General features: G+C 51.0%; 9 protein-coding genes. 2 read left to right on the forward strand and 7 right to left on the reverse strand.

From position 1 onward, the window contains the following. Window positions 1-2 precede the first annotated feature (2 nt). Complete coding sequence (locus tag AAFN83_RS02265; protein ID WP_347766725.1) at window positions 3-3185, forward strand: galactose-binding domain-containing protein; 3183 nt, start codon at window positions 3-5, stop codon at window positions 3183-3185. 73 nt (window positions 3186-3258) lie between these two features. Here the strand turns inward: AAFN83_RS02265 and AAFN83_RS02270 are convergent, their stop codons facing one another. The 5 genes from AAFN83_RS02270 to AAFN83_RS02290 all read right to left on the reverse strand — a co-directional run bounded on the left by AAFN83_RS02270 (window position 3259) and on the right by AAFN83_RS02290 (window position 10280). Beyond that, the gene (locus tag AAFN83_RS02270; protein WP_347766726.1) at window positions 3259-4986 is read right to left on the reverse strand and encodes an ABC transporter substrate-binding protein; all 1728 of its coding nucleotides are present in this window, start codon (window positions 4984-4986) and stop codon (window positions 3259-3261) included. Between the two features lie 73 nt (window positions 4987-5059). Beyond that, complete coding sequence (locus AAFN83_RS02275; RefSeq protein ID WP_347766727.1) at window positions 5060-5962, reverse strand: carbohydrate ABC transporter permease; 903 nt, start codon at window positions 5960-5962, stop codon at window positions 5060-5062. 12 nt (window positions 5963-5974) lie between these two features. After that, a complete protein-coding gene (locus tag AAFN83_RS02280) occupies window positions 5975-6931 on the reverse strand; it encodes an ABC transporter permease (RefSeq protein ID WP_347766728.1) in 957 nt (318 codons plus the stop codon). 129 nt (window positions 6932-7060) lie between these two features. Then, window positions 7061-8623 (reverse strand): response regulator, encoded by a 1563-nt coding sequence (locus AAFN83_RS02285; protein ID WP_347766729.1) that lies wholly within the window; start codon window positions 8621-8623, stop codon window positions 7061-7063. Next, entirely contained in the window at window positions 8598-10280 is a 1683-nt protein-coding gene (locus AAFN83_RS02290; RefSeq protein ID WP_347766730.1) for a cache domain-containing sensor histidine kinase, read from the reverse strand. Before AAFN83_RS02290 ends, AAFN83_RS02285 begins: the two co-directional genes overlap by 26 nt. Window positions 10281-10698: 418 nt before the next feature. Between AAFN83_RS02290 and AAFN83_RS02295 the strand changes: the two genes are divergently transcribed. Continuing rightward, the gene (locus AAFN83_RS02295) at window positions 10699-11604 is read left to right on the forward strand and encodes an ArsR/SmtB family transcription factor (protein ID WP_347766731.1); all 906 of its coding nucleotides are present in this window, start codon (window positions 10699-10701) and stop codon (window positions 11602-11604) included. Window positions 11605-11705: 101 nt separating this feature from the next. Here AAFN83_RS02295 and AAFN83_RS02300 read toward each other — a convergent pair whose 3' ends face one another. Beyond that, window positions 11706-13466: an ABC transporter ATP-binding protein gene (locus tag AAFN83_RS02300; protein ID WP_347766732.1), complete on the reverse strand. Its 1761-nt coding sequence runs from the start codon at window positions 13464-13466 to the stop codon at window positions 11706-11708. Next, window positions 13466-15217: an ABC transporter ATP-binding protein gene (locus AAFN83_RS02305; protein ID WP_347766733.1), complete on the reverse strand. Its 1752-nt coding sequence runs from the start codon at window positions 15215-15217 to the stop codon at window positions 13466-13468. The genes AAFN83_RS02300 and AAFN83_RS02305 overlap by 1 nt, the downstream gene beginning before the upstream one ends. Window positions 15218-15228: the final 11 nt, after the last annotated feature.

Raw genomic sequence — 15228 nt, forward strand, 5'->3', positions numbered from 1 at the left:
AGATGGCTGGAATTCAACCGGAAAGAGGCATCAATCTAGCAGGGCTGTGGAACTATGCGCTTGATCCGCAAGACCAAGGGGAAAGCGAGGTTTGGCATCAACATCAATCCTTTGCAGCTCAGGGTGTGGTTACGCTTCCCGGTACCTTGACATTAAATGGCGTAGGCCATGCCGAGGAATGGGGGGATGAGCTAAACAGGGAAACGGTTCGTTCTCTTCGTCAACGATATTCCTATATCGGAGCGGCCTGGTATGAAGTGGAGACGGAAGTTCCCGCCGAATGGATAGGCAAGCCATTCTCGCTCTTCCTGGAACGCGTGATGTTCCAATCTACGGTTTGGGTGAATGGCGAACTTGTCGGTCAGCAGGATAGCCTGTCTGTTCCCCATGAGTATAATGTCTCGGCATATATCCGAGTAGGAGAGACGAACCGGATTGCCATCCGAATCGATAACCGCGATATTCAGAATCTGGGAACCCACCCTAGCGCATACACCGAAGAAACCCAGTCGATCTGGAACGGAATAGTCGGTAGAATCGAGCTCCAAGTTGTGGAACCGGTACACATCACAAATCTGCAAATCTACCCGGAACCAGATCTGCGTTCGGTTATGGTGAAAGGGACATGTCATAATCTTACGGAAGCAGAGGCTGCTGTTGCCATTAGCATGTACGCTGAGACTCTTACTGGGGAGAACAGGCATACCGTACCAGCCATCGAAGAGGAGTTGTTCATAGCGGCGGGTTCCTCGGAATCCTTTGAATGGTTCTATGACATGGGAGATCATCCGCTGCTATGGGATGAGTTCCATCCCAACGTCTATGAGATGAAGATCGAAGGGCGAATGGATCAGGACGGAGAGGCTGTTCAAGTCCATGCCACGCAAACGTTCGGACTTAGAAGTTTTAAGCGAAACGAAAGGTTGCTGGAGGTCAATGGAAGACCGGTGTTTTTAAGGGGAACTTTGGAATGCTGCATTTTCCCCCTTACAGGCCACCCTCCGATGGAGGTCAGCGCGTGGGATCGATTGTTCACCATCGCAAAAGAGTACGGCTTGAATCATATCCGATTTCATTCCTGGTGTCCGCCGGAAACCGCATTTGAAGCAGCAGACCGATTAGGAATCTATCTCCAGGTAGAGGCTCCCCTATGGATGGACACCTGGAATACGCCGGTCGGGGCACATCCTGACCATTATTCTTATTTACCTATGGAGGCTCGACGGATTATAGAAGCTTACGGAAATCATCCTTCCTTCTGCATTTACAGCAATGGAAATGAGCTGAACGGAGATTTTGATTTACTCCATCGGATGGTTGCCGATCTAAAAGCAATCGATAACAGACGGCTGTATACGCTAACGACCAACTGGGATCGACCGCTGGATCCGGCGGATGATCTATTCTGTGCCCAAACCGTGGATGAAGTGGGAGCTCGGGGCCAGTACTTCCTTGACGAATTATCGACTTCCACGGAACTCGACTTTCGCGAGGCCATAGCCAGGCGGCCTGTACCTGTGGTTACACATGAAGTCGGTCAGTATTCGGTTTATCCTGACGTGGAGGAGATTGATCGGTACCATGGAGCTTTGCGCCCGGTGAATCTGGAGGTCATCCGTGAGGACATGGTCAGACGGGGAATCGATAAGGATATTCGCCGCTTTGTGCATGGATCCGGTATGCTGGCGCTTCAGTTGTACCGGGATGAAATAGAAGCGGCCCTCCGCACACCGGAGCTCGGCGGATTTCAGCTGCTTGATCTGCATGATTTTCCAGGGCAAAGCACGGCTACCGTCGGAATCCTGAATGCCTTCTGGGAGTCCAAAGGGTTGATAGCCCCTCGTCAATTCCGCCGCTTCTGCGGGCCAACGGTTCTTCTGCTTCGGATGCCTCAACGGATCTACCGAGCAGGCGACCCTTTTACTGCCGAGGTTAACATTGCTCATTTTGGTGAAACCGAACTTCCGCCGTCCCGCATCAAATGGAGCATCAAGGATGGGGAAGGGAAGCTCGCTGACTGCGGCACAATCGAAACGGAGAACATTCCATGGGGATCGGGGATTTCGCTGGGAGGGTTGACTTCGGACGCTTTGAAGAAGGTTCGGAAAAGCGATCGTTACACGGTAACCCTGGAAATGGAGGATACGGAACTAAGCAACGAATGGCCGATTTGGGTCTATGCCGTTGCAGAAGAGAAGCCCGAGCCCGACGAGAAATGTGAAATTACGGTTGCAAACCGTTTGGACGAAGAGCTGCTTCGCAAGCTGACGGAAGGAGCGCGAGTTCTTCTTCTCCTCAACCAGACCGATCTGGAGAATTCGGCTCCCGGAAAGTTCCATCCTGTCTTTTGGAGTCCGGTTCACTTTGCGACGGAGAATCCTTGCGGAGTTGTAATACAATCGGATCACGCGGCTTTGAAGGGATTTCCGACCCAAACGTATGCGGAGTATCAATGGAAAGACCTGCTGGATCGATCAATATCGCTTGTCATCCCGGAAGGCCTTCCGTTTGACCCGATTGTTCAAGTGATTCCAAACTTCTATCATAATTGGAAAATGACGAATCTAACGGAATATGTTGTCGGCGCGGGTAAGCTGCTCATTTGCGGGATCAATGTTGAAGATGAATTAGAGAACCGGCCTGCAGCGGTTCAGCTTCGAGAGAGTTTGATTCGGTACATGTCTACGGAGGCATTTGCCCCGAACATGACCGTGGAGGTCCAAGATCTCCGTAATTTGCTGAAAAAGAAAGAGCTTAACGCCGATTCGGAAGAAGCGCAACCCTTTCAAGAACGGGAACTCGCTTTAGGGAAATACGCCTTGAGCGACAGTGTGAAAGATAACCAATTCGAAGCTCATTATGGAAATGATGGCCTCGCTCATACGATGTGGATGGCGGCTGACGATCGATCCGGCCATTGGTGGCAAGTCGACTTGGGGGAGGAAAAGTTCATTACCGGGACCCGGGTGACGTTTCATCAGGAAGGCAATTTCCTGTATGTCATTCAAACATCGGTAGACGGGAACGAATGGAAGGTTGCAGCGAACCAAACGGGTCAAACCTTAACCGAACAAACGCGACGGGACTCTTTTATTGCCTCCGGGAGGTACGTAAGAATTGTCTACAATGGGTTACCCAAGAACGTCTGTGCGGGGCACTTTTCATTTGAGGTATATGGAAATTAGCAGTCTTCCTTACGAAAAGAGGAGCCGAGCGGGCGATCCGCTTGGCTCCTCTTTATTACGGTTCGAGATCCGCCTATTTACTGCTCCACAGCGATACGCGGTCCTTCACATACTTGGTGAAGCCTTCTTCCATTTTCTTCACGCCGGCTTTATCCAACTCCGCCATGTACGAATCCCAGATCTTATCAAAATCAGCCGGTTTGGCTAAGATGGCTTCGGGGATTCGCTTCCAAGTAATGTCCTTCATCTTGTTCGCCAGAATCGTGACTTCATCCTCGCCGGGAATGGTAATATTCCATGCTGCTCCATAGGCCTTTTCCGGGAACTCTTCTTCCTTCGGGAAGAGGTCCTTCCAGGTGGTGGCATTATAAGCCTTCAAGGTTTCCTTCTCGGCCTCACTGTAGCCAAGTACCAGTTGTTCCGGGAAGTTCTTGGTATAATAATTGCCCGTAGAATCCTTCACACCATCCCCGTAGTGAACCATCATATTCCAATAGAAGCCGATCCCCGATTCTTTGGTGAATGCGGTGTTGTCGTTGTTGATTCGCTCTTGTACTTCTGCGGGAACCACACGTTTGCCGTTCTCGACTACATATTGTTTGCCTTCGACTCCCCAGTTGTTCAAAATTTGCCCTTCATCAGAAGCGAGGAAATCCAGGAACTTAATCGTTCGAACCGGGTCCGGATTCTTGGACGAGATGGATATTCCGTACCCGCCCATAAAGCCGGTCGGCCAGAAGCTTGTTTCTTTATAGTCCTTCGTCAAGGTTACCGGGTAATGGCCATACGTTTGATCGAATTTGCTTGCGGTTTTCAAGGCTTGCTGCGCGTCATTATAGTCCCAGTCCTGATCGATCAGGCCAAGCACACGTCCCGTAGCCACTTTTGCTTTGTATTGATCGTACTTTTGCACGAAGCTTTCTTTATCCAGCAAACCGATATCATTCATATGGTTCAACCAACGGAAATACTCTTTCTCTTCGGGACGGCGGAAGTGGTAAATCGCCTCATGTGTCTTTTGGTCAATGTAATATTCCCCGTCATCCGAACCGCCTGTTGTGGCAACTGCGGGGTTGGTAACCGAAATGTACATGTGCCAATCATCCGAATTCAGGGAAAGCCCGATGTTTTTATTGCCGTTCTCATCGGTTGGGTGCTTCTCCAAATAGGCTTTGATCACATTCTCATAATCCTTCACCGTGCGGATTTCAGGGTAACCGGCTTCCTTGACGACGCGATGCTGAAGCTCGAAGCCGCCGCCCGCCACAAATTTTTTCTCATCGACGGCCGACCAGGTGGGGATCGCATAGATGGACTGGTCCTCGTTGGTGTATTTCGCGCGGGCCAGATTATCCCCGAGAACACGTTTGATGTTGGGGGCATACTTGTCGATCAACTCGGTCAGATCAATGACGGCCCCGGCATCCACCAGCTTTCCGATATCGCCCTTAGCCGAGATGATGTCCGGGTAATCCCCGCCTGCTGCGATAAGGGCGATTTTTTGCTGAGGATCGCCGACAGCGAATTCGGCATCCAGGGTAACGCCGGTCTTCTCGGTGATGACTTTGCTGATATCATCCTGCATGTTGTTCCAATTCGGGTTTGGATCTTCCGCAAAGAAAGTGAGCTTCAGCGGACTTAGATCCTCTGACTTCGTTGCGGCGGAAGTCGGTTTTGTGCCATCGGTGCTGGCTTCCGGTTTGTCTGCTGTGCCCTTGGAGCTTCCGCAGCTTGCGAGCGTACCGATCAGCAGTGTCAAGGCCATTGCCATCGCGAGTGTTTTGGCTTTCTTTCTTGCCATGATTGAAACCCTCCCTTTAATGATGAACGCATTATTGTACAAACAGGCAGAGCCTGAACATACCAGAGGTTCGTTAGCTTTTTACGGAACCGAGCGTCATTCCCTTGACAAAATAGCGCTGCAAGAAAGGGTAGACGAGCAGGATCGGGACCGTAACGACGATCGTGATGGCCATCTTGACGGATTCCGGGGAGATTTGAGCCATGACCTCCGTCATGTTGCGTCCGCGGAAGCTGTCCGCATTGGTCGTGGTGCTTTGAATGACCTTCATGAGCTCAAACTGCAAGGTGGTCAAGTGCGGCTTGGATCCGTTGTAGAGATAGGTATCCAACCAAGCGTTCCACTGGCCGACGGCCAGGAACAAGGCGATGGTGGCAAGTGCGGGCTTAGTCAGCGGGAGGATGACCCGCCAGAAGATGGTAAAGTCGTTGGCTCCATCCAGCTTCGCAGATTCTTGTAACGCATAGGGGAGTCCGTCCATAAAGGAGCGGATAACGAATACGTTGAATGCACTTACGAGGGAAGGGAGGACGTAGACGGCGAATGTTCCCACCATGTTTAAGTCTTTGATCAGAATGTAGATGGGAATCAGCCCTCCCGAGACGTACATCGTCAAGGCGAGAAAGGTGGAGATGAATTTGCGCGCCTGGAAATCCATACGGCTCAAGGTGAAGGCCAGCATGGACGCGCTGATCAAGCCGAGCAGAGTGCCGACCAAGGTGCGCAGAATCGAAATTTTGAGGCCTGTCAACAGACCGGAGTAAGCAAATATGGTTTCATAGTTTTTTACCGTAAAGACCCGAGGGAAAATGGTTATTCCGCCTTTTATGCTGTCCGTGGAGTCGTTAAACGAGATCGCGAGCACGTTGAGAAAGGGATACAGCGTGGCGATCGTCACGACGGTAATCACCAGATAGACAGCCAGATCGAAGATGCGGTCGGACCAGCTCATGGCGGCCATTCTTTTCATTCTCATCAAGGGGGCCTCCTAAATAATGCTTTCCTTCGTGATTTTTTTGAAAATGCCATTGGCTGTAAAGAGCAGGATGACACTCACCACGGAATTAAAGATATTGATCGCCGTCCCGAATGAGAATCGTCCCAAGCCCAAGCCGTAATTGAGGGCATAGAGATCCAAGGTTTGGGAGTAATCGCGAACCAGATTGTTCCCGAGAAGAAACTGCTTTTCAAAGCCAATGCTGGTTAGGTGACCGATCGACATAATGAGCAGGATAATGATGGTCGACCGGATTCCTGGCAGCGTAATATGCCATACTTGCTGCAAGCGACTGGCTCCATCCACCCTGGCTGCCTCATACAGGTCTGGGCCGATTCCTGCGATCGCGGCCAAGTAGATGATGGCATTCCAGCCGGTCTCCTTCCATACATCGGAAGCCGTGACGATCCCCCAGAACAAATGACCCTTCGCCATAAATTGAATGGGCTCGTCGATGAGATGCAGAGCAAGCAGGAGATCATTCACAGCCCCGTTCTCAGTGGACAGCATTTTCGTAACAATCCCGGCCGCTACCACCCAGGATACGAAGTGGGGAAGGTAGGAAATCGTCTGAACAAACCGTTTCAATATCTGGATCCGCAGCTCATTCAATAGAATGGCGAAGAGGATGGGAACCGTAAAACCGGCGATCAACCCCATGAAGCTCATGCCCAATGTGTTTCGCAGTGCCTGATAGAATTGCTCATCCTGAAACAACTCTCGGAAATATTGCAGTCCTACCCAGGTCTGATCAAAAAAAGACTTGCCTGCCTTGTATTTTTGAAAGGCCATCGTCCATCCCCAAAGGGGCAAATAATTGAATACGAAAGCCCAGAGTACAAATGGAATGGCCATCAAGTAGAGGTATTTCTGCTGCATGAACGTTCCCCAAAAATGGGATCGCGGTTTCTTGGATTTCACCCGCTTCACGGTAGTAAGCGCTTTCATTTTGAATCCCCCTTCCGTATTCATCATAGTATCCGCCGACATCCGGTAACACCCGAACATTTTCGAAGGAAAACCGGGAAAAACTCATCATTTTTCGTAAGCGCTTTCAGAAAATATTCCTGCACCATATCATGAATTTGGGTTATTCCTGCGGTAATCCGAGGGGGAGACGCCTTCAACCTTCTTGAACTTATCACGGAAATAGTCGACATCTTGGAAGCCCACTTCTTTGGCAGCCTGGTGAATTTTGTACCCCTGATCAAGCAATTCCTTCGCTTTCTCAATGCGAACTTGATCCAAATAGCTGTTGAAGGAGAGCCCCATGTTGGTTTTGAACAGCTTCCCCAGATAGGCGCTGCTGTAGGCGAAAACATCGGCGAGTGTTTCGAGTTTCAAATTCTCGGAGTAGCGGCGATGGATGAGATCCACCATTCGTTTCATCAGGACGTCAAACTGGTCTCGAACCATGCGGTTGCTGTATTGCTCCAGTAGAGAGACCAGGTATCGCTGAAGGCTGAACAAAGAGGTGTGTCGGTAAATATGCTGGATTTGCTCATCCATTCGGGTAGGTGACGGCTCAGACTCCGGGTACTGGGAGGAAAGCTTGTTAAGGAGATAAGTCATGATGCGCACAAACCGTGATTTTACGGCCATCTCAGAATAATGAGCGCTGATCATCAGTTTGCCAGCTTCTTGGATCAAGCGAGGGTATACCTCTTTGCTTCCGGTATCCATAGCGAAATACAAACGTTCCACGAGGGTGTCCAGTTTTCTCTCCAATTCTTCTGTTCCGACTTGAGCCTCCAGCCTAAACCGTTTGGAATCCGGTCCAATTGTCCCCGTGTCTTCATAGAAGAAATAATCCCTCATTCGAGTCAAAGCCGTTTGATACGAAGATGGAACTCTCTTGAGGCTATTTGCCCTATCGCCTACAGCGATCATACAATCCAGGCCATGAGTCGTTACGGTCTCCCGGATCTCTTGGACCATGGCTTTCCGTTCCAGCTCCATTTGGAAGGAGAACCGAATCAGAACACCCAAATAAGAGTCGATGGAGAACACCGTCCCCCATTCTTGCTTTTCGAAGCTCGTGGATAGCTCTGCCTTCACGGCGGTAGAAGGGCCGTTATCGGTCTGATCCAGGAGAAGCAGCCGGATCAGTACGATCTGATAGGAATCCCCGCTTATCCCTGCTTCTGTGAAGAACTTTTGTGAAGCAGGGATCGCTTCCGGGTCCTTCTCCAATAGCAGCGTTTGAACCAGCATTTCCCGACTCCAGCCCTTCACGACGGCATTCTTTTGGCGATCTAGGGCTCTCGCATCCAGCTTGGCAGATAGCTGGAGCAAGCTCTGTTGCAATTCCTCTTCGTCTACGGGTTTCAGCAGGTAGTGATGGATCCCGTATGCCATTGCGGATTTGGCATAGCTAAAATCCGCATAGCCGCTGAGGATCATAATCGACAGCTCCGAATCCACTTCTCGCAGTTCACGGATCAGTTCGAGTCCGCTTTGCCCCGGCATGCGAATGTCGATGATCATCAAATCGGGGGAATAGAGCTTATATTTGTAATGGGCTTCAATGGCATTGGCTGCTGTGTCTACAACCTGAAAGCCAAGTGAAGCCCAATCCAACAGTGCGGTCAGCCCTTCGCGAATTCCCAACTCATCATCCACGATCAATACTCGGTACATTGGAATCTCTCCTTAAAGGAATTTCAAAGCTGACTTGGGTTCCGTAGCCGTATTGGCTTGCGAGGGATAATCCATATTCCGGGCCATACGTCAGTTGAAGCCGCGAATGAATGTTTCGCAGGCCGATATGAGGAGACTCATCATCGTCCTGGTTCGCCAGCAGCTGTTGAATGTCGTCCAACCGCGTTTGATGGATGCCGATTCCGTTATCGTGTACCTGCACGATAAGCAGCTGGTGCTCGATGCGGATGTCGATTCGAACCATCCCCCCATCAATCCGATTCTCCAGCCCATGAATGACGCAGTTTTCCACAAGCGGCTGAATGATGAGAGGCGGAACTAGAACCGAATTCGCCAGCGGATCAACCTGCAGCTCATAAGAAAGTCGGTCTTCATAGCGAAATTTCTGAATCATGAGGTAGCATTCAACGGTCTCCAGCTCGCTTTGCAGGCGGATCAGGTTGTTCCCAACCTCCAGGTTTTTACGCATCATTTTCCCAAGAAGACGGACGACCTGAGAGATATCGGTTTGGCCCCTGACAAGGGCTTTCATCCGAATGGCTTCTAGCGCATTGAATAAGAAATGGGGATTGATCTGGTTGGCCATCATCTTAAATTTGATTTCGTTTTGTTTGGCTTCCATCGCATTTTTTTGTCGGTTGGTTTCCTGTACTTCGCTCATCAGGCTGTTGATGTTCCACACCATGTTGTTGAATTGCCTGGCAAGGTGGCCGATTTCGTCTTTCCCGTCAATGACGGCGGTAGCCGCTAAATTCCCGGAAGCGACTTTGGAGATATGCTTGCTTAATAGCAGAATCCGTCCAGTAAGCAACCGAGAAAAGAAGGTGATGAGGAGAATGGCTAAGAGGAACGCCGACAGGATGACAGTGAGGGCCATTAGCATGATCCGGTTAGGTTCCTGAACGATACTGGCTACCGGAAAGATGGAAATAATGCGAAGGCTGTTAAGGCTCCCTCCCGGCTGCCAATGGTCGATCATCATTTTGTACGGCTTATCGTCAATGGTTACGTTGTAGAGACCTTGTTTGGTGGCCGTGGTCTCCGGTTTCCACTTCATCTCACTCAGGGATTTCCCCAATATCTCCTTCGAATTGGAGGCGACGATATGGTCGCTCTCGTCCACAATGATGGTTTCAAAGGTCTCTTGTTCCAGAATGGTGTTGAGCTTATCCGTGTTCAAATTGATGACCAGCACACCGGACGTCCTCTGTTTGGCAAAATCCACTTTGCGAATCAAGCTTAGATAATAGTTCTCGTTGCGATTATCCTGGATGTATTTCCAAGCGACCCGATTTTTCTGAGCCATAGCGGTTTGGTACCAGGGTTCTTTTTTGAGGTTCTCATCAATCTGGATAAACTCCCAGTTGTTGATCATGGTCGGATTGTTGATATACAAGCGGATGCTCAGAATCTCTTTGTTGTATAGGGAGACAAACTCACGAAAGTTGGGATAGTCCCAATAGGCCTTCACCACATCATAGACCGATTCATATTGGTAATTGACGGCTTCCTCCAGACGGCTGTCGTTGGCTAGACGGTAGGATATGTCGAGAGGGACGTTGAGCATTTCGCCTGTTCGCTTCTTAACACGGTCAACATTGGCGGTGAGCTGTTTCAACGTGTTGTCCATCGCCATATTACGGAGCTCCCTTGTCAGAAACATTCCAACAAGGAGGATCGGGATCAACGCAACACAGGCAAAGGATACATAAAGCTTTGTTTGAAGCCTCAAGTTGTTAATCCAATTGATAAAAGGAGACCACATAGAAAGAACAACCCCTACCGGTAAAGTAACGTTCAAATGCGGGATCTTGAGAAAAGAACCATACTGGGCAGTGAAAGAAGACGGCGGGAGCCTACCGAGAGTGAAATCCTCTATATGGAAGAGGATATTAGGGGGGAGATCCGGTTCATGCTAGCAAATGAAGGGAGTCTGCTAGAAAAATTAAACAACACTGCGATGAAACTGGCAATGCAGCTGGATTGTAAGCGCTTGTAAAATCTCTTAAAATAAGATAAACATAAATTCAGCTTTTGGTCAGGAGATCTATGTCATGGTAAAAGCGAATGGAGATCCCCACTACTTACCCTTGTACGAGGCGCTCGCCAGTGAAGTGAGATGGCAAATCATGAAATTGATTGCGGACAAGGAAATGAACGTGAAAGAGATTGCCCATGCCTTGGAGCTTAGCCCGTCGATGATTACCATGCACATTCGCAAGCTTGAACGAGCGGGATTAGTGGGAAGCCGCAGGGTGAGGCTTCATGGAGGAACTCACAAGCTGTGCAGGCTCTTAGAAAAAAACATTGAAGTGAAGCTGCCATTCGTCCAAAAGGAGGAAAAGGGGAGAGAACGCTCAATATCAGTCGGGCATTATACCGCCTTTGAGATCTATCCGACATGTGGGCTTGGCACCCTCGAAAAGGAAATCGGGGTATGGGATGACCCGCGCTTTTTTTCAGATCCGGAGAGGGTGAATGCGGCCATTCTGTGGTTTGGCCGGGGCTATGTCGAATACAAAACACCGAACGTCCTGCTTCCCGATCGAACTGCCGATTGTATAGAGATCTCCATGGAATTGGCTTCGGAAGCACCTGGCTTACGAGATTACTGGCCATCGGATATCCGATTCCTCTTTAATGGAGTCTCTCTTGGAATGTGGACAAGTCCGGCTGATTTTGGAAGAGCCGCTCGCGGGAAATACACACCGAAGTGGTGGCATCGAAATGTGAATCAGTATGGGTTATTAAAGACCATCCGGGTCGATGCCTCGGGTACCTATATGGATGGAGAATGGATGTCGGATGTGGTCGTGGAGGATATCAACCTGCAGGCCCCCTTTTGGACCCTTCGATTTACCGTAGACGAGAATGCGGTGAACGTCGGTGGATTGACCCTCTATGGTGCTGGCTTTGGCAATCATGATCAGGACATCGTGATTCGGGTGTACCCGTCTTGATAAATACGAGTACAAGGAACAGCGCGGCTTGGCGGGAAAAACAAAGAGCAGCTCCGCCTGGTTAATCCAAGGCGGGCTGCTCTCTTTTGGATGCTCGTGCGTTACGAAGCTTGTTCGAACTGGCTGTTGTAGAGCTCGGAGTAGAAGCCGTTCTTCGCCAGCAGCTCGCTGTGGCTCCCGCTCTCCAGAATATCTCCATCCTTCAGCACCAGGATGACGTCGGCGTTCTTGATGGTCGATAGGCGGTGGGCGATGACGAAGGAGGTTCTGCCCTCCATCAGCCGGTCCATCGCTTGCTGAATCAGCAGCTCCGTTCGGGTGTCGACCGAGCTGGTCGCCTCGTCGAGAATGAGCATCGGCGCATTCTTGAGCATGGCGCGGGCGATGGTCAGCTGTTGCTTTTGACCAGCGGATAGATTCACTTTGTCGTTCAGTACGGTATCGTAACCGGCGCTCAAGGTCTGAATGAAATGATGCAAGCCCACCGATTTGCAGGCCTCTTGAATTTCTTGATCGGTGATGCCGGTTTGGTTGTACACCAGATTCTCTCGGATGGTTCCTTCAAACAGCCAGGTGTCCTGGAGCACCATACAGAACTGATCATGGATATTTTCCCGGGTCAACCTGCTGATCGGGGTTTCATCGAGATAAATCTCCCCGCCGGTCAGTTCGTTGAAGCGGATGAGCAAGTTGACCAGCGTGGTTTTGCCTGCGCCGGTAGGGCCGACGATGGCGATCTTCTGCCCCGGTTGAACCTCTGTGGTGAAATCCTTGATGACCAACTGATCGGTCCCTTCGTAAGCAAACCGCACGTGCTCGAACTTCACCTTCCCTGTTGCAGCTTCCAGCTTGGTTGTTTTCTCGCTCTCGTCATCCATTTCCTCGGCCTCCAGGAATTCAAAGACGCGCTTGCTGGCTGCCGAAGCCGATTGCAGGCTTTGTGCAGCCTGGGCCATCTGGGAGAGGGGCTGGGTGAAGAAACGGACGTACATCATGAAGGCGACGATGACCCCGAAGGAAATATCTCCGTTTGCGGCGAGAATTGCCCCTACCACACACACGGCCACGAAGCCCAAATTCCCGATAAACATCATGATTGGCATCATCAGGCCGGAGAGGAACTGAGCCTTGAACACACTGGTTTTCAGATTCTGGTTCAAGTCCTCAAAGGCGCCGTGCATCTGTGCCTCGGCATTGTAGGCTTTTACCACGGTATGCCCGGTATAGACTTCCTCGACATGCCCGTTGATTTTGCCCAAATACTCTTGCTGACTCTGAAAGTACTTCTGGGATTTCTTCATAATCACCGCCATCAAGCCAAAGCCGATGATGGTTGCAACAATCGCCGTCACGGTCATGATCCAATTCGTTTTGAGCATCATGACAATGGACCCGACAAACAGGGCGAGGGCGGTAACCAGTGTACCGATACTTTGATTCAACGCCTGCCCGATCGTATCCACATCGTTGGTCACCCGAGAGAGAATGTCGCCGGTGGTGGATTTATTGTAGTACGAGATCGGGAGTCGGTTCATTTTATGAGCCAGGTCGCCTCTTAACCGTTTGGAGACCTTTTGCGTCACCGACGACATGATGAGTCCTTGCAACAGAGAAAGCACGGCGCTGATGCCGTAGATGATGATGAGATAAAATCCGATGGAGGCGACGGCATCCAGATCAATCCCGGTGGCGACGCCTTGGGTGATCAGGTCGGTCATCTCGGAAAGCTGATCCGGTCCGAACAAGGTCAGCACGGTCCCGATGGCCGCACTGAGTACGGCGACGAGGACAATTGGTATCGAGGTCCGGCCATAACGAAGGAGCTTGCTCCAGGTGCCGGGTTGTTTGGTTTTGGTAGTCATTAGGCCAACTCCTCCTTGGACAGCTGCGAATAGGCGATCTCCTGATACACGCTGCAGGTGTCCATCAATTCCTCATGGGTGCCCATGCCGGCGATACGCCCGTCTTCCAGCACGATGATCTTGTCCGCATCCTTAATGGTGCCAATTCGCTGGGCGACAATCAGCATGGTTGTCCCGCGGGCGCTCTTCTTCAGCTCGCTGCGCAGCTTCCGATCCGTCTTGTAATCCAGCGCGGAGAAGGAATCGTCGAAGATCAGAATCTCCGGGCGGCGGGCGATGGCCCGGGCGATGGAGAGGCGCTGCTTTTGGCCGCCGGACAAATTCGAGCCGCCTTGGGCAATGTGCGCATCGTAGCTGCCCTCCATTTTCTCCACGAAATCCGAAGCTTGGGAGGTATATAACGCATCCACTACGTCAGCGGAAACATCGGTTCCGTTGTCGCCGAATTCAACATTGGACGTTACGGTCCCGCCGAACAGCACGGCCTTTTGCGAGACATAGCCCATCTTGTTGCGGAGGGTGCTCTGCTCGTATTGGTTAACGTTGACTCCGTCGACGAACACTTCTCCTTCCGTTGCATCATAGAACCGGGGGATCAGGTTGATGACGGTGCTTTTGCCGCAGCCGGTTGACCCGATGAAAGCGACCGTTTCGCCTCTCTTGGCGGTAAAGCTGATGTCTTTGAGGACGTAATCCTCCGCATCGGGGTATTTAAACCCTACATTTCGGAATTCCACCTCTCCGATGAGCTTGGAGGGAGATCCCGAAAGAGAACCATTCGTCAAGCTTAGAGGAGTATCCAGCACCTCGTTAATCCGTTTGGCCGACACATGGGCACGAGGCATCAGAATGAAGATCATGATCAGCATCATGAAGGCCATGACCACTTGAATGGCATAAGAAGAAAAGACGATCATATCCGAGAACAGGTCCATTTTGTCAGGAAGAGCGGCGGATTGAATGAGGGCCGCGCCTACCCAATAAATGGCGAGGCTCAGCCCGCTCATGATCATGGTGATGCTGGGCATCAGCACAGCCAATACGTTGTTCGCGAACAGGTTCGTCCGGGTCAGCTCCTGGTTGGCTTCCCCGAACTTGTCTTCCTGGTAGCCTTCCGCATTATAAGCGCGGATCACACGCAATCCGGTCAGGTTCTCGCGGGATACCCGGTTCAGGTTATCCGTCAACTGCTGCAGCTTTTGGAACTTAGGCAGGACGAGCAGGACGCAGATCCCGACAATCACGATGAGCACTACGACAGCAATGCCGGTCGTCAGCGACCACTGCCAGCTCTTGCCGGTAATCTTGAGCAGCGCCCATACCGCGAGGATCGGCGCCTTCACCAGCAGCTGCAAGCCGATGACAATCAGCATCTGTACCTGGGTGATGTCATTGGTCGAGCGGGTAATCAGGCTGGCTGTTGAGAAGCTGTTGATTTCCTCCATGGAGAAGGACTGCACCTTATTAAACAGCTTGGAGCGCAACCGGGAAGAGAAGTTGGCGGCAATTCGAGCGGCGATGCCGGCTACGATGATGGAGGTTGCCAAACTGCCGAGCGCACAGAGCAGCATCCAGCCGCCGGTGGCGATAATTTTGCTCATTTCGCTTCCCGGTGTCTGAACCAACTGGGTAATTTTCCTCATGTAATCGGGCAGTTCCAGATCCAGCCACACCTGAGCGATGATAAACAGGATGCTTATGCCGAAGAACGCCCATTCCTTCGGCTTCAAGTACTTAAGTATTTTGACCATAAGTCTGACTC

Origin of the sequence: Gorillibacterium sp. CAU 1737, from assembly GCF_039888655.1 — a bacterium.
Taxonomy (GTDB): Bacteria; Bacillota; Bacilli; order Paenibacillales; family NBRC-103111; genus Gorillibacterium.

Coding starts and splice junctions, on each gene's coding strand:
- AAFN83_RS02300 (WP_347766732.1), bottom strand. CDS start 13,466: ATGACTACCAAAACCAAACAACCCGGCACCTGGAGCAAGCTCCTTCGT.
- AAFN83_RS02295 (WP_347766731.1), top strand. CDS start 10,699: ATGGTAAAAGCGAATGGAGATCCCCACTACTTACCCTTGTACGAGGCG.
- AAFN83_RS02305 (WP_347766733.1), bottom strand. CDS start 15,217: ATGGTCAAAATACTTAAGTACTTGAAGCCGAAGGAATGGGCGTTCTTC.
- AAFN83_RS02285 (WP_347766729.1), bottom strand. CDS start 8,623: ATGTACCGAGTATTGATCGTGGATGATGAGTTGGGAATTCGCGAAGGG.
- AAFN83_RS02280 (WP_347766728.1), bottom strand. CDS start 6,931: ATGAAAGCGCTTACTACCGTGAAGCGGGTGAAATCCAAGAAACCGCGA.
- AAFN83_RS02290 (WP_347766730.1), bottom strand. CDS start 10,280: ATGGCGATGGACAACACGTTGAAACAGCTCACCGCCAATGTTGACCGT.
- AAFN83_RS02275 (WP_347766727.1), bottom strand. CDS start 5,962: ATGAGAATGAAAAGAATGGCCGCCATGAGCTGGTCCGACCGCATCTTC.
- AAFN83_RS02265 (WP_347766725.1), top strand. CDS start 3: ATGGCTGGAATTCAACCGGAAAGAGGCATCAATCTAGCAGGGCTGTGG.
- AAFN83_RS02270 (WP_347766726.1), bottom strand. CDS start 4,986: ATGGCAAGAAAGAAAGCCAAAACACTCGCGATGGCAATGGCCTTGACA.